The organism is Pseudomonas sp. TE36184, assembly GCF_054060055.1.
Genome location: NZ_JBSSCU010000001.1, coordinates 1,454,638 through 1,479,666, shown reverse-complemented (window position 1 = coordinate 1,479,666; position 25,029 = coordinate 1,454,638). Strand labels below are relative to the sequence as shown.

Here is a 25,029-nt window from a genome sequence, read left to right as displayed (position 1 = left end):
ACGATATGAGTGCTTCCCCCGCGCCTGACGGCGTGCTCAAGCCCACCCTGAGCGTCTTCGATGTGGTGGCCATTACCGTTTCGGCGGTGACGCCCGCCAGTTCGGTGTTCGTGATCGCCCCGTTCGCCATTCAACAGGCCGGCAGCGGCGTGTTCCTGGCCTTTGTCATGGCCGCCTTGCTCGCGCTGATGTTCGCCTTTTGCTACGCCGAACTGGGCCGCGCCCACAACAGCGCTGGCGGTGAATATGTGTATGCCAAGCGGGTATTCGGCGGCATGGCGGGCTATGCGACGTTCCTGACGGTACTGGTGATGTTGCTGTTTATCCCACCGGTACTGGCCACGGGCGCGGCGACCTACTTGAATAACGCCCTGGGCACCCGGTTCGATGCCCAGACCGTTGCGCTGGTCATTGTGGTGTGCAGTTACGCCCTGGGCATCCTCAATATCAAGCTCAATGCCTGGATCACCGGCACTTGCCTGCTGCTGGAAGTGGCGGCCTTGCTGGTGATCGTGTTCCTCGGCTTCGGCCATCCGGTGCAGCCGGTCAGCGTGCTGTTTCAGCCGCAGATCGTCGAAAACGGCATGTTGCACCTGGCGCCCTGGGCCCTGGTGATCGGCGCGGTCGGCATCGGCCTGTTCTCCTTCAATGGCTACGGGCCGGCAGTGCTGCTGGCCGAAGACATGAAATGCGGCGGCAAGGGCGTACACAAAGCGGTGTTGTGGTCCCTGGGGCTGGTGGTGGTGATCGAACTGGTGCCGATCACGGCGCTGCTGATCGGCGCGCCGTCGCTGAGTGCGATGATCAGCAGCCCCGACCCCATCGGCTACCTGCTGACCAGCCATGGCAACGAAACCTTGTCACGCCTGGTCAGTGCCGGGATCTTCCTCTCGGTATTCAACGCCATCGTCGCCATCGTGATCCAGATCGGCCGCGTGGTATTCAGCAGCGGCCGCGACGCCCTGTGGACGCCGACCATCAACAAACTGTTCACGCGCATTCACCCGCGCTGGGATTCGCCCTGGCTGGCGACGCTGTTCCTGGCGATCCCTTCGGCGCTGCTGAGTTTCAGCTCCAACCTGGCGGACCTCACCTCGTTCAGTGTGCTGCTGATCATGCTGGTGTACCTGATCGTGGCCTTGAGTGCGCTGATGAGCCGGGTGCTGCTGCGTGAGCGCGCACATCCGTATCGCATGCCCTTGTGGCCGCTGCCGGCATTGCTGGCGGTGCTGGGCGCCGGGTATCTGTTGATGACCTTGATCGCGGAGGCTTCGGTGCGCGACATCATGGTCATCATCGGCTTGCTGGCACTGTCGGTGATTCTGTATTGCATCAGTGGCCGGTTGAGTCCGGCGTATCAGAAACTGTAAGGAGTGGTTATGCGCGCACGTCAATTGGGCATCACGTTGGGGCTGGGCACGCCCGGCGCGTTGAATGCCATCACCGATGTTCCCGGCGTCCGGGTCGGCCACAGCACGCTCAAGACCCGCGTCGACGGTAAACAGGTGTGTACCGGCGTCACAGTGGTCCAGCCGCGTGCCGGCGAGGCGCGGCAGCAGCCGTGCTTTGCCGGGTATCACGTGCTCAACGGCAATGGCGACGCCACGGGCCTGGAGTGGATCAGCGAAGCAGGGCTGTTGACCACGCCATTGGCGATCACCAACACCCACAGCCTCGGCATTGTGCGCGACACCCTGATTGCCCTGGAGCGCGAGCGTCTGGCGGACCCGGCCGTGTACTGGTGCATGCCGGTGGTGATGGAAACCTACGACGGCCTGCTGAACGATATCTGGGGCCAGCACGTCAAGCCTGCGCATGTGCGCGAGGCGCTGGAGCACGCCGAAAGTGGTCCGGTACAGGAAGGCGCGGTGGGCGGCGGCACCGGGATGATCTGCCATGAATTCAAGGGCGGCATCGGCACCGCGTCGCGCCGGTTGCCGGCGGAGCAGGGCGGCTGGACGGTCGGCGTGCTGGTGCAGGCCAACCATGGCAAGCGCCAGGAACTGCGGGTCGACGGCTACCCGGTGGGCCGGCAGTTGATGACGATCCCATCGCCGTTCGCCGAGCGGGGCACGCCGGGCATGGGCTCGATCGTGGTGATCCTGGCCACCGACGCGCCGTTGCTGCCCCATCAATGCCGGCGCCTGGCGCAACGCGCGTCCATCGGCATTGCGCGCACCGGCGGCGGCACCGAGGATTCCAGCGGCGACCTGTTCCTGGCCTTCGCCACCGGCAATCAGGCGCTGCCCCCGGCGGACTATGGGCGCAAGGACCTGGCGTTCAGCAGCGCGGTGCAGATGGTCAATAACGATCATATGTCCCCGCTGTTCCTCGCCGCGGCGGAGGCAGTGGAGGAGGCGATCGTCAACGCCATGCTGGCCGGTGAGAGCATGACCACCGACGACGGGGTGCGGGTGCCGGGTCTGGACGGCGAAACCCTGTTGCAGGCATTGCGCGAGACGGGCTGGAACAGCTGCCGATAATCCGGTGTATTTATAAAGATGCTGGCTCTTTAATGCGGCGAATGACACCGTGACAATATATTGGATCCATCTAAACAAGTGCGCCGCTCAAGTTGAGCGGCTTTACCGCTATTTAATATTTAAATAACAGCACGGCGCTTTTTGTCGGACAAAAGCAACTAACCCCCTACAAACATTGCACGCGACTTGCTTAAGTTGCCGGCTTGTCGGTTTTCACTGCGTAAATAGATGTAGACGAAAGATTTCAAGTTGTGTCAGTTTCGTGACGCCTTCAAAAGAGGCGAGTGATAGGACGATCTCGCCAGCGGGGTTCCTATCGACCCAAGACTGATGCACTTGCACACAAGGAAGTACGTTTATGTCAAAAGTAAAAGACCAGGCTATTGTGTCTGCCGCGCAAGCCAGCACTGCGTATACGCAAATCGATAGTTTCAGCCATCTGTACGACCGTGGCGGCAACCTCACGATCAATGGCAAACCCTCCTATTCCGTTGACCAGGCCGCCACCCAGCTGCTGCGCGACGGCGCCGCGTACCGGGACGTCGACGGCAACGGCAAGATCGACCTGACCTACACCTTTCTGACCTCGGCCTCCTCGAGCACGCTGAACAAGCATGGCATCTCGGGCTTCAGCCAGTTCAACAGCCAGCAGAAAGCCCAGGCCGCACTGGCCATGCAGTCCTGGTCGGATGTCGCCAACGTTGCCTTCACCGAGAAGGCCCGCGGTGGCGATGGGCATATGACCTTCGGCAACTACAGCGGCGGCCAGGACGGCGCGGCGGCCTTCGCCTACCTGCCCGGCACCGGCGCGGGCTACGACGGCACCTCGTGGTACCTGACCAACAGCAGCTACACACCCAACAAGACCCCGGACCTGAACAACTACGGCCGGCAGACCCTGACCCACGAGATCGGTCATACCCTGGGCCTGGCTCACCCCGGCGACTACAACGCCGGGAATGGCAACCCGACCTACAACGACGCGACCTATGGACAGGACACGCGCGGCTACAGCCTCATGAGTTACTGGAGCGAGAGCAACACCAACCAGAACTTCAGCAAGGGCGGGGTCGAGGCCTATGCCTCCGGGCCGTTGATCGACGATATCGCGGCGATCCAGAAGCTTTACGGCGCGAACTACGCCACCCGCGCCGGCGACACCACCTACGGCTTCAACTCCAACACCGGGCGTGATTTTCTCAGCGCCACCGCCAACGCCGACAAGCTGGTATTTTCGGTCTGGGACGGCGGCGGCAACGACACCCTGGATTTTTCCGGTTTTACCCAGAACCAGAAGATCAACCTCAATGAGACCTCGTTCTCCGACGTTGGCGGCCTGGTGGGCAACGTGTCCATCGCCAAGGGCGTCACCGTGGAAAACGCCTTCGGCGGCGCGGGCAACGATCTGATCATCGGCAACAATGCCGCCAACCTGATCAAGGGCGGGGCCGGCAACGACCTCATCTACGGCGCTGGCGGTGCGGACCAACTGTGGGGCGGCGCCGGCAACGACACCTTTGTGTTCGGTGCCAGTTCCGATTCCAAGCCAGGTGCGGCGGACAAGATCTTTGACTTCACCAGCGGCGCCGACAAGATCGACCTGAGCGGCATCACCAAAGGTGCGGGCCTGAGCTTCGTCAACGCGTTCACCGGGCATGCCGGCGACGCAGTATTGAGCTATGCCTCGGGCACCCACCTGGGTACCTTGGCCGTGGACTTCTCCGGGCACGGCGTGGCGGATTTCCTCGTCACCACCGTGGGCCAGGCAGCGGTCAGCGACATCGTGGCCTGATGCTCCGGCGCGGCGTTGTGGCGCCGCGCTTCCAGGAGGGGCATACACATGCCGCGTTTTGTGCATTTGATCGCCTGTGTCCTACAGGTGTTGTTCGTGTCGGCAGGAGCCCATGCAATGGCTAGCAGTCTCGTTTTACCCACCACCGCGCAGTTGGCCGGACATTGGCAACTGCACCGACAGGATCAGGTCTGTGCCCTGGATTTGCTGGAGCAAGCCACCGCCGTGGGGGGCGATGTGGCCTGCGTTGAGCAATGGCTGGGAGACAAACCCCTGACATGGTCGCCGACGCCGGACGGGATCTGGTTGATGAATGCCGAAGGTTCCGGGATTACCCACTTGAATCGTCAGCGCGACGGTGAATACCAGGCGCGCACGCCATCTGGCGATATCGTGATATTGCAACGAATACCTTAGTTATAACGCTATAACTCGAATTTAATAGTTGGCCGCCGCTTATTCAGGGGCTGGGGCAACTATTGCCGGTCATTGGGTTCAAGGAAGATCAAACACCATGGCGAAGCCCCCTGTTGTTGCGCCTTTATTCAAGGCGCTGGGTGAATATAAAAGTATTTTGATCAGCGTTGGCTGTTTCACTGCATTAATTAACCTGCTGATGCTGGTGCCATCCATTTATATGCTGCAAGTGTATGACCGCGTGCTGTCCTCCCAGAATGAAACCACTCTGGTGATGTTGACGCTGATGGTCGTCGGTTTCTTCGCCTTTATCGGCAGCCTGGAAGTCATCCGCAGTTTTATCGTGATCCGCATCGGCAGCCAGTTGGAACGGCGCTTCAACTTGCGCGTGTATAAAGCCGCCTTCGAACGCAACCTGCAACGCGGCCAGGGGCATGCCGGGCAGTCCCTGGCAGATTTGACCCATCTGCGCCAGTTCATCACCGGGCCGGCGCTGTTCGCGTTTTTTGATGCGCCGTGGTTTCCGATCTATCTGTTGGTGATTTTCCTGTTCAACGTGTGGCTGGGCGTGCTGGCCACGGCGGGGGCCTTGCTGCTGATCGGCCTGGCCTGCCTCAATGAATACCTGACCAACAAGCCCCTGGCTGAGGCTGGCGGTTACTCCCAGCAATCCAGCCAACTGGCCACCAGCCATTTGCACAACGCCGAAACCATCCAGGCCATGGGCATGCTCGGCGCATTGCGCCAGCGCTGGTTTGCCGTGCATTCGCAGTTCCTGGGCTTGCAGAACGCGGCCAGCGACACCGGCTCGGTGATCACCGCGCTGAGCAAATCCCTGCGCCTGTGCCTGCAATCGTTGGTGCTCGGCCTGGGCGCATTCTTGGTGATCAAGGGCGAGATGACCGCCGGGATGATGATCGCCGGTTCGATCCTGATGGGGCGGGTGCTCAGCCCGATCGACCAGTTGATTGCCGTGTGGAAGCAGTGGAGTTCGGCCAAGCTGGCCTATCAGCGGCTTGACCAACTGCTGCGCGAATTTGCGCCGGACGTCGAGCCGATGGCCTTGCCCGCCCCCAAGGGCCAGGTGAGTTTCGAGCAGGTCAGCGCCGGCCCGCCGGGTCGACGCCTGGCGACGCTGCATCAGGTCAGTTTCCACCTGGGCGCCGGCGAGGTGCTGGGGGTGCTGGGCGCGTCGGGGTCCGGCAAGTCCACGCTGGCGCGGGTGCTGGTGGGCATTTGGCCAACCCTGGCCGGCACCGTGCGCCTGGATGGCGCGGATATCCATCGCTGGGACCGTGACGATCTTGGCCCGCACATCGGTTACCTGCCCCAGGACATCGAACTGTTCAGCGGCAGCATCGCCGACAACATTGCGCGCTTTCGCGATGCCGACCCGGCGCAGGTGGTCCAGGCGGCGCAACAGGCCGGCGTGCATGAATTGATTCTGCGCCTGCCGCAAGGCTACGACACCGTGTTGGGCGACAACGGCGGCGGCCTGTCCGGCGGCCAGAAGCAACGGGTGGCCCTGGCGCGTGCGCTGTATGGCGGGCCGCGGCTGGTCGTGCTGGACGAACCCAACTCCAACCTCGACACCGTCGGTGAAGCCGCGCTGGCCAGCGCCATCGTGCAACTGAAGGCCCAGGGCAGCAGCGTGATTCTCGTCACCCACCGCTCTTCGGCCCTGGCCCAGGCCGACAAGTTGCTGGTGCTCAACGAAGGCCACCTGCAAGCGTTTGGGCCGAGCCAGGACGTGCTGCGCGCGTTGTCCGGCCAGCAGGCGGCGACGCAGGAAAAAACCGGCGTCAGTTTCAGTCGTCAGTATCAAACCGCAAGGAATCCAGGCGCATGAGCATGCTCACTGTGGAACAACGCGACGCCGCTTTTTTCGTGCGTCTGGGCTGGTGGCTGACGGTGGTCGGCGCCGGTGGGTTTTTCCTCTGGGCCAGCCTGGCGCCGTTGGACCAGGGCATTCCGGTGCAGGGCACCGTGGTGGTCTCGGGCAAGCGCAAGGCCGTGCAGACCTTCAGCCCCGGCGTGGTCAGCCGGATCCTGGTGCGCGAAGGTGAGACGGTCAAACAGGGCCAGCCGCTGTTTCGTCTTGACCAGACCCAGAACCAGGCCGATGTGCAATCGCTGCAAGCGCAGTACCGCCTGGCCTGGGCCAGTGTGGCGCGCTGGCAGAGCGAGCGCGACAATCGCGCGGCCATCGTGTTTCCCGCCGAACTCAGCACCGCCCCGGACCCTGCGCTGGCCTTGGTGCTCGAAGGCCAGCGTCAACTGTTCAGCAGCCGCCGCGAAGCCTTTGCCCGTGAACAGGCGGGGATTCGCGCGAATATCGACGGCGCCACGGCGCAGCTCAATGGCATGCGCCGCGCACGCAGCGACCTGAGCGCCCAGGCTCAATCCTTGCGCGATCAACTGAGCAATTTGCAGCCCCTGGCCGACAATGGCTACATCCCGCGCAACCGTTTGATGGAGTACCAGCGCCAGCTGTCCCAGGTGCAACAGGACCTGGCGCAGAACACCGGCGAAAGCGGCCGAGTGGAGCAGGGCATCCTCGAATCGCGGCTCAAACTGCAGCAGCACAGCGACGAATACCAGAAGGAAGTGCGCAGCCAACTGGCTGACGCGCAACTGCGCAGCCTGACCCTGGAGCAGCAACTCACGTCCGCCGGGTTCGACCTGCAACACAGCGAAATCAACGCGCCGGCCGATGGCATTGCGGTCAACCTCGGCGTCCACACCGAAGGCGCGGTGGTGCGTGCCGGGGAGACCTTGCTGGAGATCGTGCCACAGGGTACGCGGCTGGAAGTCGAGGGGCATTTGCCGGTCCACCTGGTGGACAAGGTCGGCACCCACCTGCCGGTCGACATCCTGTTCACCGCGTTCAACCAGAGTCGTACCCCGCGTGTGCCGGGGCAGGTCAGTCTGATTTCTGCCGACCAACTGCTCGACGAAAAGACCGGCGCGCCGTACTACGTGCTGCGCACCAGCGTCAGCGAGGCCGCGCTGGAAACACTCCACGGCCTGGTGATCAAGCCGGGCATGCCCGCCGAGATGTTCGTGCGTACCGGCGAGCGCTCGTTGCTCAATTACCTGTTCAAGCCGCTGCTCGACCGCGCCGGCTCTGCGTTGACGGAGGAATGAACATGAAACCGCTGTTCATTGCCGTGCTGTTGAGCTGTGCGCCTGCCCAGGCCGCCATGGGCCCGTTCGATGTGTACGAGCAGGCTCTGCGCAACGATCCGGTGTTCCTCGGCGCGCTCAAGGAACGCGACGCCGGCCTGGAAAACCGTACCATCGGCCGCGCCGGGTTGCTGCCGCGGCTGTCCTACAACTACAACAAGGGGCGCAACAATTCCGAAGCCCACCTGCCTGACGGGCGTGGCGGCAGCTATCGCGACGCGCGCAATTACAACAGCTACGGCTCGACCTTCAGCCTGCAGCAGCCGCTGTTCGACTACGAAGCCTATGCCAACTACCGCAAGGGCGTGGCCCAGGCGCTGTTTGCCGATGAAAGTTTTCGTGACAAGAGCCAGGCGCTGTTGGTGCGGGTGTTGAGCTATTACACCCAAGCGTTGTTCGCCCAAGACCAGATCGAGATCGCCCGCGCCAAGAAAAACGCCTTCGAGCAGCAGTTTCAGCAGAACCAGCACCTGTTCCAGCAGGGCGAGGGCACGCGCACCGACATCCTTGAAGCTGAATCGCGCTATGAGCTGGCCACGGCCGAAGAAATCCAGGCGCTGGATGAACAAGACGCCTCGTTAAGAGCGTTGGGCGCGCTGATCGGCGTGCAGAGCGTCAACATCCACGACCTCGCGCCGCTCAATCAGCGCTTCGCCGCCTTCAGCCTGACGCCGGCCAACTACGACACCTGGCACGCGCTGGCGATCAGCAACAACCCGACGCTGGCCTCGCAACGCCAGGCCCTGGAAGTGGCGCGTTATGAAGTGGAGCGCAACCGTGCCGGGCACTTGCCGAAGATCACCGCGTATGCCAGTTCGCGCCAGCAGGAATCCGACAGCGGCAACACCTACAACCAGCGCTACGACACCAACACCATCGGCGTCGAAGTCAGCCTGCCGTTGTATGCCGGTGGCGCTGTCTCCGCCTCTACGCGCCAGGCCAGCCGCGCCATGGAGCAGGCCGAATACGAGCTGGAAGGCAAGACCCGCGAAACCCTGATCGAACTGCGTCGCCAGTTCAGCGCCTGCCTGTCGGGCGTGAGCAAGCTGCGCGCCTACCAGAAAGCCCTGACCTCGGCCGAGGCGCTGGTGGTGTCGACCCGGCAAAGCATCCTCGGCGGCGAGCGGGTCAACCTCGATGCGCTCAACGCCGAGCAGCAGCTCTACAGCACCCGGCGCGACCTGGCCCAGGCGCGTTACGACTACCTGATGGCCTGGACCAAATTGCACTACTACGCCGGCAACCTGCGCGATACCGACCTGGCGCAAGTCGATGAGGCCTTTGGGCCGGTGGGCAAGCAGCCGTAGCAGCACCTGGGACGTCATTGCGCTTTCTCGACAACTCCAACAACAGAGAGGCACTACCGATGGGAATCTTTGATTATAAAAACCTTGGCACCGAGGGTTCCAAGGCGCTGTTCGCCGATGCAATGGCGATCACGCTGTATACCTACCACAACCTGGATAACGGCTTTGCGGTGGGCTATCAGCACCACGGCTTGGGCGTTGGCCTGCCGGCGACGCTGGTCGGTGCATTGCTCGGCGGTGCCGACTCCCAAGGCGTGATTCCCGGTATCCCGTGGAATCCCGATTCGGAAAAGGCCGCCCTGGAAGCGCTGCAACACGCCGGATGGACGCCGCTCAGCGCGAGCACCCTGGGTTACGCTGGCAAGGTGGACGCCCGGGGCACGTTTTTCGGTGAAAAGGCTGGCTACACCACCGCGCAGGCCGAAGTGCTGGGCAAGTACGATGACGCCGGTCGACTGCTCGAAATCGGCATCGGCTTTCGCGGCACGTCGGGGCCGCGGGAAAGCCTGATCAGCGATTCCATCGGTGATCTGCTCAGCGATCTGCTCGCCGCCCTGGGCCCCAGGGATTACGCGAAGAACTACGCCGGCGAAGCCTTCGGCGGTTTGCTCAAGGCGGTTGCCGAGTATGCCGGTGCCCATGGCCTGAGCGGTTCCGACGTGCTGGTCAGCGGCCACAGCCTCGGCGGGCTGGCGGTCAACAGCCTGGCGGAGTTGAGCGACCAGCGATGGTCGGGGTTCTACAAGGACGCCAACTATGTGGCCTACGCGTCGCCGACCCAGAGCGCCGGCGACAAGGTGTTGAACATCGGCTATGAAAACGACCCGGTATTCCGTGCGCTGGACGGTTCATCCTTCAACCTGTCGTCCCTGGGCGTGCATGACAAACCCCATGAATCGACCACCGACAACATCGTCAGCTTCAACGATCACTACGCCTCGACGCTGTGGAATGTGCTGCCGTTCTCCATTGCCAACCTGCCGACCTGGGTGTCGCATTTGCCCAGCGGCTATGGCGACGGCATGACCCGCGTGCTCGAATCCGGGTTCTACGACCAGATGAGCCGGGACTCGACGGTGATCGTCGCCAACCTGTCCGACCCGGCGCGGGCTACCACCTGGGTGCAGGACCTCAACCGCAATGCCGAGCCGCACAAGGGCAACACCTTCATCATCGGCAGTGACGGTAATGACCTGATCCAGGGCGGCAAGGGCGCGGACTTCATCGAAGGCGGCAAGGGCAACGACACCCTTCGCGACAACAGTGGCCATAACACCTTTCTGTTCAGCGGGCCGTTTGGCCAGGATCGGGTGATCGGCTACCAATCGAGCGACAAACTGGTGTTCACGGATGTGCAGGGCAGCCTGGATTATCGCGAGCACGCCAAGGCGGTGGGCGGCGATACGGTGATCAGTTTTGGCGCGGATTCGGTGACGCTGGTGGGGGTGAGCAACTGGCCGGGGGAGGGTGTCGTGATCGGTTGAAACCGCGTTGGCACGCGGTTCAAAGGGTGGGAGCAAGCGGGCTCCCACATGTTTGATGAGGGATGCAGGGCGGGATCAGTCTTCCTTGCGAACCGTGGCCACATCATCGGCCCTGACGCGGATGCGCTTGCCGGCGATGTCGGTGAATTCATAGAAGCCGTCGGCGGTCTTGGTCTTCGGCGTGTCTTTGGTTAAATACTGCGTGCCGTTCTGTAATGTCACTACGGTTTGCGTCGCGCAACCGGCCAATACCAGAAAAGTGAGTGCAACCAGTGGCAGACCCAAATTCTTCATGTTCATAACCCTTACCTTAACCCTGAAAAGTCCCGCGGCCTGAGGCTGCGGGCCATAAATGTTACGCCATCAATTCCCCTATCTGATCACTTTTACGCAAAAAGTTGCGTGCGCCATTTATCTATTACCGATTGCAACAACGCGTCAGCGGCGGCACTCTGTATGCATAACCAGTATTTAATCGCTGCGGACCATGCCCGAAACCCTCGAAAACCCCCTGTATTACCTGCATAACTTCCGTCAGGTGCTGGATTGGCTGGCACAACGCTATGCCGATCTGCTCGATGCTGAAGAAGCGCATTTCATTCAGCAATTCGACAGGTTGCCGCAGGCGTCCCAGGCATTACTGGTACGTCTGGTGATGCGCAAGGGCGTGCATTTTCGAGCGGGCAAGCTCAATTACCCGGAGATCGGCTGCGCTCATGCGGCAGCGCGTCCGCTGAAGGCTTTGGGTTGGGTGGATGATCAGTGCCTGCTGGGCTTTGACGAACTGTTCGGGTTGCTGCAAAAGGGCGAGTTGCTGGGCGCGTTCCAGCCGTGGATCGAGCAGCCCAAGGGCAAAAAGGCCGATTGGCTCGAGCAACTGGCGCCGCAGTTCGATGAGCGTCGCTGCTTTGCCCACTGGTGCCCCGAGCTGGATGACGTGCTCTACAGCGTCACTGTGATGGACTTGTGTGATCGCTTGCGCTTGATGTTCTTCGGCAACCTGCATCAGGACTGGTCGGAGTTCGTGCTGGCGGACCTGGGCATCTATACCTACGAAAAAGTCGAGTTTTGCGCACAGTCCCGTGGTTTGCGCAGCCGCGATGACGTGCTGGGGTTTCTGTTCCTGCATCAGTGCCAGCAAGCCTTTGAGTCCGCGCAGGCGCTGGACAGCGTGCTGGCGCAGATCGCTACGTTGCAGACCGACAACCCCTGGCTGGAAAAACGCCGGGCCAAGCTGTTGTTCCAGGTCGGCCAGTCTTGCGAGCGCAGTGCCGAGTTGGCGTTGGCCGAGCAGATCTACCGGGCCTGTACTTATCCCGGCGCGCGCGCACGCTTGATTCGCGTGCTGGAGCGCCAGGAAGACTACGCCCAGGCCATGGCCCTGGCATGTGCCGCCCACGAGGCCCCGGAAAGCCCCGCCGAGCAGCAACACCTGCTGCGAGTGTTGCCGCGCCTGCGGCGCAAGCTGGGCGCGCCAGCCGTGCCCAAGGCCAAGCCTCGGGACGTCACGCGCCTGGACCTGGCGCTCCCGCCGCCGCCGCCCTCGATGGCGGTGGAGTATTGCGTGCAGGCGCATCTGAGCGAGCCCGATGCGCCGGTGTACTACGTCGAAAACGGCCTGATCAATTCGCTGTTCGGCCTGCTGTGCTGGGAGGCGATCTTCGCGCCGCTGCCGGGGGCATTTTTCCACCCGTTCCAGCGCGGGCCGGCGGATTTGCACAGCGAAGACTTCCATCAGCGTCGTGCGTCACTGTTTGCCGCCTGTCTCGAGCAACTGCAGGATGACCGCTACAAACACACCATCCGCCAACGGTACGTGGACAAGTGGGGCATCCAGTCACCCTTTGTCTTCTGGAACCTGCTCAGTGAAGAACTGTTGGAGCAGGCCTTGGCATGCTTGCCCGCCGAACACTTGCGTTGCTGGTTCGAGCGGCTGCTGCTGGATATTCGCGCCAACCGCGCGGGTATGCCGGACCTGATCCAGTTCTGGCCCGCGCAGAAAACCTACCGCATGATCGAAGTCAAAGGCCCCGGCGATCGCCTGCAAGACAACCAACTGCGCTGGCTGGAGTTCTGTGGCGAGTACCAGATGCCGGTCACCGTCTGCTATGTGCGCTGGGCGCAGTCCGCTTGAGCTACACCGTGGCGGTGCGCGCACTGTGTGAGTTCACGGCCAAGGTCGGCGACCTCGACCTGCGTTTTACCCCGTCGCCCAGCGCCCAGGAAGGCATCGCCGGCCATCGCACGGTCGCCTCGCGGCGCAGCGCGCACTACCAGAACGAAGTGGCCCTGGAAGGCGAGTACGAGGAACTCAAGGTGCGGGGCAGGGCGGACGGCTACGACCCGGACAGCAACCGCCTCGAAGAGGTGAAGACCTATCGCGGCGACCTCGACGCCCAGCCCGCCAACCATCGGCAATTGCATTGGGCCCAGGTCAAGGTCTACGGCTGGTTGATGTGCCAGAAGCTCGGGCTTGCGCACATCGATTTGGCGCTGGTGTATTTCGATATCGTCGGCGAGGGCGAAACCTCGCTGAACCAGCGCTTTGCGGCCGCCGATCTGCAATGTTTCTTCAACCGGCAATGCGCGTTGTTTCTCGGTTGGGCCCGCCAGGAGATGCAGCACCGCGACGCCCGCAACCGCGCCGCACAGGCCCTGGCGTTCCCCCACAGCGCCTTTCGCCCCGGCCAGCGCAACCTCGCAGAGTCGGTGTACAAGGCCGTCAGCACCGGCCGCTGCCTGATGGCCCAGGCGCCCACCGGCATCGGCAAAACCGTCGGCACGATCTTCCCCATGCTCAAGGCCCTAGCGCCCCAGCAACTGGACAAGGTGTTGTTCCTCACCGCCAAGACCCCGGGTCGTAAGCTGGCCCTCGACGCCGCGCAAGTGCTGTACGCCAGCAGTCCCGAGCTGCCGCTGCGCGTGCTGGAGCTGGTGGCGCGGGACAAGGCCTGCGAACACCTGGACAAGGCCTGCCACGGCGAATCCTGCCCGCTGGCCAAGGGTTTCTACGACCGCTTGCCCGCCGCGCGTATCGCGGCCGCCAAGGTGCGCCTGCTCGACCAACGCAACTTGCGCGAGGTCGCCCTGGAGCACGGCCTCTGTCCGTATTACCTGAGCCAGGAAATGGCGCGCTGGAGCGACCTGGTGGTCGCCGACTACAACTACTATTTCGACTTTGGCGCGCTGTTGTTCGGGCTGGCCCAACTCAACCAGTGGCGCGTCGCGGTGCTGGTGGACGAAGCCCATAACCTGGTGGAGCGCGCACGATCGATGTACAGCGCCAGCCTTGATCAGTACACCCTCAAGACCGTGCGCGATACGGCGCCGGAGCCGTTGAAGAAACCCTTGCAGCGCTTGAATCGTGAGTGGAACGCGTTGCACAAGGACCAACTCGCGCCGTATCAGGCCTACGCGGCCAGACCCGACAAAATGCTTCAGGCCCTGAGCCTTTGCGCCAGCGCCATGGGCGACTATTTCAACGACCACCCCGAAGCACTCAATGGCGATCTGCAGGCGTTCTATTTTGAGGCACTGCAATTTGCCAAGGTCGCCGAGCTGTTCAACGAACATTTCATCTTTGATATCAGCCTGCGTCAGTGGCGCGGCAAGCGCAGCAGTTCCACCTTGTGCCTGCGCAATGTGGTGCCCGCCGAATTCATCCGCCCGCGATTGACGGCGGCGCGCAGCAGCGTGTTGTTTTCCGCCACACTCAGCCCGCGCCATTACTACGCCGACCTGCTGGGCCTGCCGGCGGACACTGCCTGGGTCGACGTGGAATCACCGTTCAATGCCGCGCAGTTGCGGGTGCGGATTGTCGATGAGGTCTCCACCCGGTTCGTGCATCGCCAGGCCTCGCTGGAACCCATCGTTGAATTGATCGCCGAGCAGTTCGCTCACCAACCGGGTAATTACCTGGCGTTCTTCAGCAGTTTCGATTATCTGCAACAAGTGGCGCTGTTACTCGCCGAGCGACACCCGCACATCGCACTGTGGCAGCAGTCACGCGGCATGGCCGAAGCCGAGCGCCGGGCGTTTCTCGAACAGTTCACCGAACACAGCCAGGGCGTCGGTTTTGCGGTGCTGGGCGGCGCGTTTGGCGAAGGCATCGACCTGCCCGGTGCGCGCTTGATCGGCGCGTTCATCGCGACCCTGGGGCTGCCGCAACTGAACCCGATCAACGAACAGATGAAGCAGCGCATGGGCGCGATCTTCGGCTCCGGCTCCGGCTACGACTACACCTACTTGTACCCGGGCATTCAGAAAGTCGTGCAGGCAGCGGGGCGGGTGATCCGCAGCCAGCAGGACCAAGGCGTGGTGATGTTGATCGATGACCGGTTCGGCGAAGGGCGGGTGCGGCAGCTGTTGCCTCGGTGGTGGGCGATAGCGACTAAAGCGTGACGCCGCTCAATTGCGCGCTCAATGCCCAGAGCCGCTCGGCTTGCTCCGGATCGATGGCCCATGCGCGGACGCCGGAGCGTTTGGTGTCGTCCTGAGAGAGCACGGCAACCTCACAATCTTCGCAGTACAGGCCGCCCATACCCTCCAGTAAAGGGCTGACGCCACACCACAGCATCGTCGCTGCGCCTTGTTCGGGACGTTTGTAATGTTTGGCTGGACGGATGTTCCCTGAATCGTCCAGTGCTCCAATCAACGCCAGGTCGTCCCTGTCAAGGTAGCGAACCAGGTCCGTGAGGATCTCCCCGGGATGCACGGAAAATGCACGCACGCCGTGTGCTTTACCGCGTTGATCCAGCGCCACGGCAAACAGCGCGTTGGCCGTCTTTGATTGGCCGTAGGCGGCCCACTTGTCGTAAGGGCGTCGCTCAAACTGTGGGTCGTCGAAATGAATAGGGCTCAACCGGTGGCCTAGCGACGATACCGACACTACCCGCGCACCGTCGGCTTCGCACAAGGCCGGCCACAGGCGCGCGGTCAGTTGAAAGTGGCCCAGATGATTGGTGGCGAACTGCGCTTCCACACCCTTGCCGTTGCGTTGCAGTGGCGTGGCCATGATCCCGGCGCTATTGATCAACAGGTGTAATGCCCGCCCGGACGCCAGGAAATTGCGTGCAAAGCAGTCGATGGACGCCGAGTCGAGTAAATCCAGGTTGCCCCGCTCAACCCCGGCTATGCCATCGAGGTTGCGTTCGGCCTTGAGCGGGTCCCGTGCAGGCACGATGACCTGCGCACCTGCGGCTGCCAACACGCGCACGGCTTCCAGGCCAATGCCTGAATAACCACCGGTGACGATGGCAGTCATACCGTGCAAATCTTTACCCGCCAACGCTTGCATAGCGGTTGTCGTGCCGTCGAATCCACTCTCGATAGGGCGTTGTTTATTGATCATAGGGAATTCTCCATGGGGAGCCGCTATGTTCTCCCCTGGATGCCGGACGCGAAACACCATAAAGTCCGTATTTCTGTCGCGTTCGTCCGGAGTTTTTTTATGGATACCCTGTCCGACGTGGTGGCGCTGTTAAAGAGTCATCGGTCCTATTTCGCCGGCCTCAAGGCTGGCGGTGATTGGGCCCTGGATTTTCCACCGCCGGAGGGCATCAAGTTCAATGCCGTGGTGGAGGGAAAGTGTTGGCTGGAAGTCGAGGGCATGCCCGTACCGATGCCCTTGAGCGAGGGCGATTGCTTTTTGTTGACGCAGAACCGTCCCTGGAGGTTGTCCAGCAACCTTGCACTGGAGGGCGTTGACGCGCGCGCGGTGTACCGTGACGCTGTGGGGGGGATCGCTCGCCTGGGTGAGACTGTGGATCTGTTCCTGATAGGCGGGCGCTTTAGCTACGGTGACGACGCCCGTCTATTGCTGGAGGGGTTGCCGCCGGTGGTGCGTATCAGTGCGAGGTCCGAGCAGGCCAGCGTTTTGCGCTGGTGTCTGGATCGCCTGGCTCGGGAATATGCCAGCCCGATGCAAGGCGCGGCGTTGATGACCGAGCATCTGGCGCAAATGATGTTGGTGCAGATCCTGCGCCTCTATCAGTCATCCATGGGCGCCACTACCACCGGTTGGTTGGCGGCGTTGAACGATCCGCGGTTGGCGCCGGTACTGCAGCAAATACACGCCGCGCCGGCACGCCGCTGGACCTTGAGCGACATGGCCGGTGTCGCGAGCCAGTCCCGTTCGACTTTTGCCCTGCACTTCAAGCAGCGGGTCGGAATGGCGCCCCAGGAGTATCTGACGCGCTGGCGCATGCACCTGGCGTTACAGGCCTTGAACACGTCTGCCAGGAGTGTTTCCTGTATCGGCCAGTCACTCGGGTATCAGTCGGACAGCGCGTTCAGCAGTGCCTTCAAGCGCCTGATGAACTGCTCCCCGCGGGAATACCGCGAGCGAAAGCACGCGCCCCTCGGTGTCTAAACCACCTCCAGGTACGAGCGGTGAATCGCCCGCGCCAATTCGCGTACCGTGTCGATGAATTCCGTCAGGCGGCTGTGCAAGCCTGCTTCGAGGATTTCGTCGATCCCGGTATAGCGCAGCCGCGCTTCGAACTCGGCGGCCAAGCGCTGCGCGGTGCGCCCATAACTGCCTGGCAAGTCCGCCAGAATGTGGCTCAGTTCCTCGATACAGGCATGCAACGAACGCGGCACATCACTGCGCAACAGCAGCAACTCCGAGACCGAGCGTGCATTCAGCGCATTCGGATACAGCTCCGTGTACGCCTCGAATGACGACAGGGCGCGGAGCAGGGCGCTCCACTGGTAATAACCGCGCGCTGACAAGTCGCTGACTTCCTCCGATTCCTCGCCGAACATCTCGTAGCGCGCATCCAGCAGGCGCAAGGTGTTGTCGGCGCGCTCGACGAAGGTGCCCAGGCGAATGAACCGGTAGGCGTCATTGCGCATGATGGTGCCGGACGTCGCCCCGCGAAACAGGTGCGAACGCTGTTTGACCCAATCGCAGAAGTGGCTGATGCCATGGCGCGCCAGCCCGCCGGCGGCGATGCTGCGCATTTCCAGCCAGGTGGCGTTGAGGTTTTCCCACATGTCGGCGGTGATGCGCCCGCGCACGGCATGGGCGTTGCCCCGTGCGGCGCGCAGACAGTTGTAGATGCTGGCCGGGTTTTCTTCGTCGAGGGCGAAGAAGTGCAGCATGCGCTCGGCATCCAGTTGGCCGTGGCGCTCCAGGTAGCTGTCCAGGGTGCCGCTGCTGAGCAGCGACATCGCCAGTTCGTCCAGGCCATCGCTGCGCCCGGCCTGGGGCATCAATGACAACGAATAACTGACTTCGAGCATGCGCGCCAGGTTCTCGGCACGCTCCAGGTAACGGGACATCCAGTACAGGTCTGCGGCGGTTCTACTCAACATACTCAGCCCTCCACCACCCAGGTGTCCTTGGTTCCGCCGCCTTGCGACGAGTTGACGATCAACGACCCTTCGCGCAACGCCACGCGCGTGAGGCCACCGGGTACCAGGCGGGTCTCCTTGCCCGACAGCACGAACGGGCGCAGGTCGATATGCCGGGGGGCGATGCCGTTTTCGACAAATGTCGGGCAGGTGGACAGGCTCAGGGTCGGTTGGGCGATATAGGCGTGGGGACGCGCCTTGATGCGTTGGCGGAAGTCCTCGATCTCAGCCGCCGTGGAAGCGGGGCCGACCAACATGCCGTAGCCGCCGGAGCCCTGGGTTTCCTTGACCACCAGTTCCGGCAGGTGGGCCAGCACATGGGACAGCTCATCCGGCTTGCGGCACTGAAACGTCGGCACGTTTTGCAGTACCGGTTCTTCGTCCAGGTAGAAGCGGATCATTTCCGGCACGTAGGGGTATATCGACTTGTCGTCCGCGACGCCGGTGCCGATGGCGTTGGCCAGCACCACGTTGCCGGCGCAGTAGGCCGCGACCAGGCCGGGCACGCCGAGCATCGACTCCGGGTTGAACGCCAGCGGGTCGAGGAACGCGTCGTCGATACGGCGGTAGATCACGTCCACGGCCTTGGGGCCGTCGGTGGTACGCATGAACACCTTGAGATCCTGCACGAACAGGTCGGCGCCTTCCACCAACTCCACACCCATTTCCCGGGCCAGGAACGCATGCTCGAAAAATGCGCTGTTAAAGCGCCCCGGCGTCAGCACCACCACATTGGGGTTGTCCAGGCGGCTGGCGCTTTTCAGGGTTTTGAGCAGCAGGTTGGGGTAGTGGTCCACTGGCGCGATGCGCTGTTTGGCGAACACTTCGGGGAACAGGCGCATCATCATCTTGCGGTCTTCGAGCATATAGCTCACACCGCTGGGCGTGCGCAGGTTGTCTTCGAGCACGTAGTAGGTGCCGTCGCCATCGCGCACCAGGTCCACCCCGGAAATATGCGAGTAGATGTCGCGGTGCAGGTCGAGGCCGACCATCGCCTTCTGGTAACCCTCGTTGCCCAGCACCTGGTCCGCCGGAACGATCCCGGCCTTGATGATGCGCTGGTCGTGGTAGATATCGGCAAGGAACATGTTCAGCGCAGTGACGCGCTGGATACAGCCACGCTCGATGATGCTCCATTCACTGGCAGGGATGCTGCGCGGGATGATGTCGAAGGGGATCAGGCGCTCGGTGTCCTGCTCGTCGCCATACAAAGTGAAGGTGATCCCGGCGCGGTGGAACAACAGGTCGGCTTCGCGGCGACGCTGGTCCAGCAGTTCTGGCGGCGTATTGGCCAGCCAGCGGGAGAATTCCTGATAGTGCGCGCGGCATACACCGTGTGCGTCATTCATTTCATCAAAGAAAGATCGAGCCATTCCAGTACCTTGTCAGTGCCGAGGGAAGCGCGGGGGGCACTGCCGCTTTGAAAAACGCATTTTTTATGAGCCCGTGGCGCAGGGTGCCATCGGGCCAGGTCCTTACTTTCTTATGGGGTCGGCTCTGGGTCGGGGGGTAACGAATGCTCCTGTATCCGGGCATGACGGGTGAACGATGAATGGATTAAGCAATGCCTGTGCCGAAACCGGTAAAGCGTCTCTATTCCCTGGTAGCGAGCGCGTTTGCTCGCCACCAGGGAACGGCGCGCGCACTACAACAGTGCATACGCGAACTTGAACGTCTCTGAATGCCCGGCCAGGGATTCATCGGAACTTTAACGACCCGCGCAGGGCCTCATCTTGACGCAGGCCGCGTTATTCAAAAGAGCTACGCTATGTCAAGGCGATCAGAGGAGACGGTCATGTCAAAAGATTCGGAAGAAGACCTCAACGACCCCGGCAACGAAGACCCGGGGTCGCTGATGGATGATGCAGAAGTGCCGCTCAAGGAACCGGATGACGCGGAGGACCCTGGCAGCGGTGAACATCAAGACTGATTGTTCATACCTTGCCAGCGTTGGCCGGCTGCCGGTATGAGCATTAGTTGATCATGTTCCTATCCAGGAGTGTTCGGCGCCAATCCTTATCTGGAGTTGGTGAAGAAGTGATAGGTAGTGCTCCTTCATCTTTTTTATCTGATTACCCAGCAGGTCCGGCGGAGTAATACCCTTGCTCGCATAATATTGGCGCGCTTCACGTTCAATATCGACTATCGGTCCGGATGAGACCAGCTTACCGTCGACAATCTTCGATTCTTTAGCCAACCCATCGAGGCCCAGATGGTACATGTCAGGTCTTTTTGACTGGAGCACGTCATCAAACATTGTTGGGCCTACCGTCTCGAAAATCTTACTTTCGTAGGTGCGAAATTCAGAGGTGTATTGGATTTCCCCTCCGGGCCCTCTGGTGACGGTGGGGCGGTTGCTTTCAAAGTAAGCTTTGTTAGCGGAAAATCGCTTGTTCATCTCCGCGATCATATCGTTAATAACCGGATTGCCAGGCTGTGTCGCAAAGTTACTGGTGTTGTAGAAGGGTTTGTAGTCCGTAATAGTATGGGCGACGGGTCTGTTAAGCAGAATGTCGCTGGAGCCCGCCTTCAATGCGGTAGCGCCAATATTGACTGGAATCGCATCATCGGTGTCGAGGTAAATGCCTCCGTATTTATTCATCAGTGGGTAACGGGCGACATCCGAAGTGGCGGCGAGATTTTTACCTTGCCCCTGTCGAAAATAGTTGTACATTTCAGTGTCTTTCAATTGTTTGAAAAAATCGTCCTCGTGCAGATTCATGACGCTTAGGCCAGGCGCTTGAGTGTGCAATTTGCTTTTGATTTTTTCGAACATCGCCGGGCTGTCCGCATCTACATGGATAATGGATTTATACCCAGGTGCATTGGCAGAGTTGTTGGCGATGTTTTCTATCAGGTTCGGCGGAATGTCACTGCCGGCCCAAAAGTAGTGAATCTGTTTGGGGATAGGGTGAGCATCTTTTGGAACCCGTAAAATTGTCGGAGGGGAAACATCAACATATTTAAACGCGCGGGCATCGACTTTTTTTGCGTGTTTAAACTCACTAAACGTTCCCCGTTGCCATTTTCCTTTGCCACTCCTCCAGAAGTAATCCTGATCTTGGGCACCGCTTGCTGGTTTGAGGTTGCTGGATTTCCACGTACCGGCATAGATGTTGAAGGTGACATCATGTTCTACGCCCTTGTGGTTCAGCGAATAGGGGCGTGTCGGGTTTCCCGTCAGGTGGATATCGTCCAGCGGGATTAAGTAGGTATTTTCTCCGGGGTTCCAGGGGTTGCCGCCCGCCGCCCCCCAGGAGGCGGTCGGTTCTGGAGAGTGGTTCCCATCCGGAAAGCCCCAGATCCCTGACCGGTAGGTCAGGCCCAGTGCGCGTCGGATGCCGGATAACTCGCTGGCCATCCTTGAGGTGTGACTCATAAAACTTATCATCGATTTTTACATATTCTTTTTTACTGCGACCCACGTACACATTGGACTGTAAGCCTTTTGTCGATAACTCTTGGGGCGCAATGTACTTGACCTCATAGCCCAACAAATCGGCGTCCATCGACCTCACGTCACCATTGGCCGCGACCCGGCTCGGTTTGAAATCTGTCAGCGGCGGGCCGAAGGCACGTTTATTGATCGCGTCGTAGCGATGCCAATTACCTTGAAACAAAACCACGTTACCTTCGACCGTCTCTTGCCCCACGCTGAATGTGCCGGTTGCTGCCACGCCGTGCTGCTGACTGGCGGTCTTCACCACATCATTACTGCCGATCGAGTGCAGGCTATTGGGGTCATTCAACCTCGGCGTGTCAACGCTGAAATTGTCCAACGGCCTGCCGTATGCCTGCTTCGCGAGCGGATCGTAGGCGTACCACTTATTGGTCGCCTCATCGAATTTGCCCAGCGCTTTGCTTTCGCGTGTGCCATTAGCTGTTTTGAGTGTGCCTTCGGCGACGTCGGTTTTTTTCGCCAATTCAAGTAGATCGACACCTCGGTAAGAGCCGCGCAGATGTTTGACCCCCTTGATCGCTGTGCTGACGCCTCGATGCAGGCCGTTCGCCACGCCACGAACCAGGTCGGCAACCCCGTCCAATGGATTGAGTGCGCCCACGGTCGCGCGCCCTATAATCTTGGCGACCTGACCAACCTTGGCAACTGTCGATGCGCCGGCCGCCGCGACTTTCGCGCCTTTTGCCGCGGCTCCCAAGCCGACGGCGAAACCAAAGATATCGAAGGCAAGATCGACAACGCCCCCACCAACATTGCCGTTGGTAAAATTGACAATGGCTGACCGTAACGGGATCAGGTTGAGCGCGATCTCCTCAACGGTCTCATGCAGCGGTACTTCAGAGTCAAAGGTGGTTCTGCCCTTGGCGTACTTCTCCACCGCAGGCAAGTTGATATCCTCTACCAATGCATCAACGATGTATTGGGTTCTAGCGCTACTGAAACTATTGGGTGCGCCTTGTGCATCTTTGTTTTCATGGGTTATCCCCGCTGCATAGTGACCTGCGGGTTTTACCTCATCAAAACGTTTGCCTGCTTTTATAGAATGAACCGTCGGCTCATAGTCCCGATAAGTCTTGTCCGGCAGCTTGGTCACCGTCCCTTTTAGTCGGTCGATTTCATAGCTCATGCGCTGGCCATTGCGCTCGGTCTCGACCAGCAGAACACCGTCTGAAACACGCCTGGGCTGATCGGCGCGGTGGAACGACATTTCTTTGCGGATTGTTATTTTGCCAAACTCCAGATTCTGCCGATCCTCCAGCGACTGTTTCGAAATAAGGTGCTTGAGCTGCGCGGCGGTCGTTTTTTTGACGGCACTGGAGTAATCCGAGAACGTCTCGTTGAATATCTCCGTCGGGCGCGGTAGTTCGTTAAGCCGTTCCAGCACATCGCTAATGCTGAACCCGTCCGAGGAGGACACCCATGCGCTGGGACGACCGTCCGGCCGCAGAGTGACGCCACCAAATGTCAGTAGGTTCACGAAACCACGGCCCGCTTCCCCCCAATTATCCGCTGAATCCGGTGCGCCTTTGAGTCCTCGACCATCGATATACATGTCCAGTATCGAGTAAGGCCCGGGGAAGTGTCGGTTGGAAGGCTGCAGGGTGATAGTTTTTTCTTCGAACAGTTCCGGGTCGACGTGAGGCAGCGCTACTTTTAACTGTTCCAGCGCAATGCTCCTCGTCGTCGGCATTTGCCCGATGTGCGTTTGCGCAGCCTCTCTCAACTCTCGAATCTGCGCGCTGTAGGCCTCGCGGGCAGTCGTCATTGAGGCATCCGTCGACGGGTAATCCATACCGTTGGCAACGCTCCAGTGTTTGATTGCGTCGGTCTGGGCGACATATTCGACAGTGCGTTCGTCGTCAGAGATCGGCGCAACGCTGGCTTCGAGCATAACGTCGGCGTAGCTCATCGACGCCGTGTTTCCTGGCGCTTTCGCTTCGATTCGGGCAACCGCCGTGGCAAGACTGACCCAGCTGTGGGTGCCCACGACGACGCCTTCCGGGATGTCCTTGATCAGGAATTCCGGTGCCCGGCTGGCCAGTAACAGGTGAGCCTGAATCGTGGCTTTTTCCGGGGATGAGGCTTTGCCTTTGGCGACCAGGTGATCCTCCAGCTCCTTGACAACCGTCGACGGTGATTTGCCCGAGTTCTCCGCCGAGACCAGCCGATAGCCTTCAATTTGACCAGGGGCTTGGTGATCGACGTCGTCGCCAGAGACGCTGGCGCTTTCGCTGTTCAGGGCCGTGAGCAGCCAGTCAGAAGCACTGCCTTTGACACCCCGCGCCTCGAACGCAGTTTGAATGGCCTCACCCAGCGCCTTGCCTCTGGGCGATGTGATCCAGGTATCGATCAGCCGTCGCGGGTTACTCTGTTCCGCCGCGGAAATTGTCCTGCCGCTCAGCAGGTAGTCCAGGACATTTTTTGACGGTCCTAAGTCAATATCGCCAATTTTGCCCGTACCAATATCTGCCTTCAGCTGTTGCAGGTCTCCCTGATCCAGCGGCACAGGCCAAGCCAGCGCTCCGCCGAGGTTACCGTGTGCCGGCATCTTGGGCGCCGGGGTTGAGAGGGCGGTTGCGAGGTTCTCCAGCTGTTCGTGATGGGTGGGAATATGCCAGCCATGATCTTCCAGGAATTGCACGAGGCTGACCCTGTTCGATTGGCTAGCACTGATGGGTTGGTAGGTGCTCGGGGAAGACAGAGAGAGCGTCCGCTTCTTCAATTCGCCCGGGATTTGCTCGGGATTGCGGATGTCCACGGACTTTGCCAGGTGCCGCAGCTCGTTGATGGCCTCATGCCGATTCAGCACATCGCCCACCGTGGCTTCCTGTTTTTGGAGCGCGTCCGCGCTACGCGATTCAATCAAGCCTGCCGCGCTGCTCGGGTCGAGAGGTGAAAAACCTTGGTCCCGGTCGAGCTCTTCAGCGCGCCTGCGCATCGCCGGCCCTGTAAGGTCTTGCCGCTCTTGATAAAACCGCCCCACCATAAACCAAGGTGCGGATTCACTGAGATCACTTGCCGGCGGCGTGAAGGCCGTATCCTCGTGGCCCGCGTTGATCACGCGCGCGGCCTGGAGGATGGGGCCGCTGATCGCGCCCCAGCGCCTGTCGTCTTGCCCGACGGTATGCAGTTTCTGTTCGGGATCAACCGAAGGCTTGAGCTTGAAGGTGATCGTTCCCGATTCCGGTTTGAGTGTTATCGACTCAGCATTAATACCTTTGTCACGCATCCACTGAACGACGTCAGGTGATCGAAAGGCGGCACGCAACTGCCCCCACCACCGACCGAATGAGGAATCGGCAGGTATCGGGCGGATGTTGATATTGCTCTCGCGATTGGCCGCCAGCAGCAACGCAGTACTGTATTCGGCCGCCAATGCGCGATCGCCTTCGGTACGAGCGTCGCCTGCCGACTCGGTGGGGGCAGGGGCTTCGCGTTTGTGTCTGGTGAGTGGCAGGTGGGATAGGGCGAATGGCTGGGGTTGTGCGGTGATGTGCGTGGAAACACTGGTCATGAGGTCTGTCGCCTGAGGTTACGAGATGAC

At 60.9% G+C, this 25,029-nt stretch carries 18 protein-coding genes; 12 read left to right on the top strand and 6 right to left on the bottom strand.

Going from position 1 to position 25,029, the window contains the following annotated elements; all coding sequences use genetic code 11:
- Positions 1–5 precede the first annotated feature (5 nt).
- The 8 genes from ACVWZP_RS06505 (at position 6) to ACVWZP_RS06470 (ending at position 10,669) form a co-directional block, all read left to right on the top strand.
- The gene (locus ACVWZP_RS06505; RefSeq protein ID WP_017845710.1) at positions 6–1,370 is read left to right on the top strand and encodes an APC family permease; all 1,365 of its coding nucleotides are present in this window, start codon (positions 6–8) and stop codon (positions 1,368–1,370) included.
- Positions 1,371–1,379: 9 nt separating this feature from the next.
- Positions 1,380–2,483: a DmpA family aminopeptidase gene (locus tag ACVWZP_RS06500; RefSeq protein ID WP_079443742.1), complete on the top strand. Its 1,104-nt coding sequence runs from the start codon at positions 1,380–1,382 to the stop codon at positions 2,481–2,483.
- A gap of 358 nt (positions 2,484–2,841) precedes the next feature.
- The gene (locus ACVWZP_RS06495) at positions 2,842–4,275 is read left to right on the top strand and encodes a serralysin family metalloprotease (RefSeq protein ID WP_104903141.1); all 1,434 of its coding nucleotides are present in this window, start codon (positions 2,842–2,844) and stop codon (positions 4,273–4,275) included.
- Between the two features lie 48 nt (positions 4,276–4,323).
- On the top strand, positions 4,324–4,692 hold the full coding sequence (locus ACVWZP_RS06490) for an AprI/Inh family metalloprotease inhibitor (protein WP_448124010.1): 369 nt from the start codon (positions 4,324–4,326) through the stop codon (positions 4,690–4,692).
- 97 nt (positions 4,693–4,789) lie between these two features.
- Positions 4,790–6,541, top strand: a complete 1,752-nt coding sequence (locus tag ACVWZP_RS06485; protein WP_046383348.1) for a type I secretion system permease/ATPase — start codon at positions 4,790–4,792, stop codon at positions 6,539–6,541.
- On the top strand, positions 6,538–7,839 hold the full coding sequence (locus ACVWZP_RS06480; RefSeq protein WP_017845715.1) for an HlyD family type I secretion periplasmic adaptor subunit: 1,302 nt from the start codon (positions 6,538–6,540) through the stop codon (positions 7,837–7,839). Before ACVWZP_RS06485 ends, ACVWZP_RS06480 begins: the two co-directional genes overlap by 4 nt.
- A 2-nt stretch (positions 7,840–7,841) precedes the next feature.
- Entirely contained in the window at positions 7,842–9,185 is a 1,344-nt protein-coding gene (locus ACVWZP_RS06475; RefSeq protein WP_017845716.1) for a TolC family outer membrane protein, read from the top strand.
- 59 nt (positions 9,186–9,244) lie between these two features.
- Positions 9,245–10,669: a polyurethane esterase gene (locus ACVWZP_RS06470; protein WP_457369575.1), complete on the top strand. Its 1,425-nt coding sequence runs from the start codon at positions 9,245–9,247 to the stop codon at positions 10,667–10,669.
- A gap of 75 nt (positions 10,670–10,744) precedes the next feature.
- Here ACVWZP_RS06470 and ACVWZP_RS06465 read toward each other — a convergent pair whose 3' ends face one another.
- The gene (locus tag ACVWZP_RS06465) at positions 10,745–10,969 is read right to left on the bottom strand and encodes a YgdI/YgdR family lipoprotein (RefSeq protein ID WP_017845718.1); all 225 of its coding nucleotides are present in this window, start codon (positions 10,967–10,969) and stop codon (positions 10,745–10,747) included.
- Between the two features lie 187 nt (positions 10,970–11,156).
- On the opposite strand from ACVWZP_RS06465, the gene ACVWZP_RS06460 reads away from it, so the two are divergent.
- Both ACVWZP_RS06460 and ACVWZP_RS06455 read left to right on the top strand, forming a co-directional pair.
- Positions 11,157–12,803 carry a VRR-NUC domain-containing protein gene (locus ACVWZP_RS06460; protein ID WP_108524049.1) on the top strand — a complete coding sequence of 549 codons (1,647 nt, stop codon included), beginning with the start codon at positions 11,157–11,159 and terminating at the stop codon, positions 12,801–12,803.
- Positions 12,800–15,070: an ATP-dependent DNA helicase gene (locus tag ACVWZP_RS06455; RefSeq protein ID WP_457369574.1), complete on the top strand. Its 2,271-nt coding sequence runs from the start codon at positions 12,800–12,802 to the stop codon at positions 15,068–15,070. Before ACVWZP_RS06460 ends, ACVWZP_RS06455 begins: the two co-directional genes overlap by 4 nt.
- Here ACVWZP_RS06455 and ACVWZP_RS06450 read toward each other — a convergent pair.
- Positions 15,060–16,019, bottom strand: a complete 960-nt coding sequence (locus tag ACVWZP_RS06450) for an oxidoreductase (protein WP_079443747.1) — start codon at positions 16,017–16,019, stop codon at positions 15,060–15,062. The genes ACVWZP_RS06455 and ACVWZP_RS06450 overlap by 11 nt on opposite strands.
- A 99-nt stretch (positions 16,020–16,118) precedes the next feature.
- Between ACVWZP_RS06450 and ACVWZP_RS06445 the strand changes: the two genes are divergently transcribed.
- A complete protein-coding gene (locus ACVWZP_RS06445) occupies positions 16,119–17,039 on the top strand; it encodes an AraC family transcriptional regulator (RefSeq protein WP_046383354.1) in 921 nt (306 codons plus the stop codon).
- Here the strand turns inward: ACVWZP_RS06445 and ACVWZP_RS06440 are convergent.
- Positions 17,036–17,986 carry an alpha-E domain-containing protein gene (locus ACVWZP_RS06440; protein WP_017845722.1) on the bottom strand — a complete coding sequence of 317 codons (951 nt, stop codon included), beginning with the start codon at positions 17,984–17,986 and terminating at the stop codon, positions 17,036–17,038. The two genes, ACVWZP_RS06445 and ACVWZP_RS06440, sit on opposite strands and share 4 nt — an antisense overlap.
- A gap of 2 nt (positions 17,987–17,988) precedes the next feature.
- Positions 17,989–19,398: a circularly permuted type 2 ATP-grasp protein gene (locus ACVWZP_RS06435; protein WP_026139870.1), complete on the bottom strand. Its 1,410-nt coding sequence runs from the start codon at positions 19,396–19,398 to the stop codon at positions 17,989–17,991.
- 422 nt (positions 19,399–19,820) lie between these two features.
- On the opposite strand from ACVWZP_RS06435, the gene ACVWZP_RS06430 reads away from it, so the two are divergent.
- Complete coding sequence (locus tag ACVWZP_RS06430) at positions 19,821–19,955, top strand: hypothetical protein (RefSeq protein WP_017845724.1); 135 nt, start codon at positions 19,821–19,823, stop codon at positions 19,953–19,955.
- Between the two features lie 51 nt (positions 19,956–20,006).
- On the opposite strand, the gene ACVWZP_RS06425 is transcribed toward ACVWZP_RS06430, so the two are convergent.
- Complete coding sequence (locus tag ACVWZP_RS06425) at positions 20,007–20,747, bottom strand: glycosyltransferase (protein WP_457370388.1); 741 nt, start codon at positions 20,745–20,747, stop codon at positions 20,007–20,009.
- Positions 20,748–21,153: 406 nt separating this feature from the next.
- Positions 21,154–24,999 (bottom strand): hypothetical protein, encoded by a 3,846-nt coding sequence (locus tag ACVWZP_RS06420; protein WP_457369573.1) that lies wholly within the window; start codon positions 24,997–24,999, stop codon positions 21,154–21,156.
- Positions 25,000–25,029 lie beyond the last annotated feature (30 nt).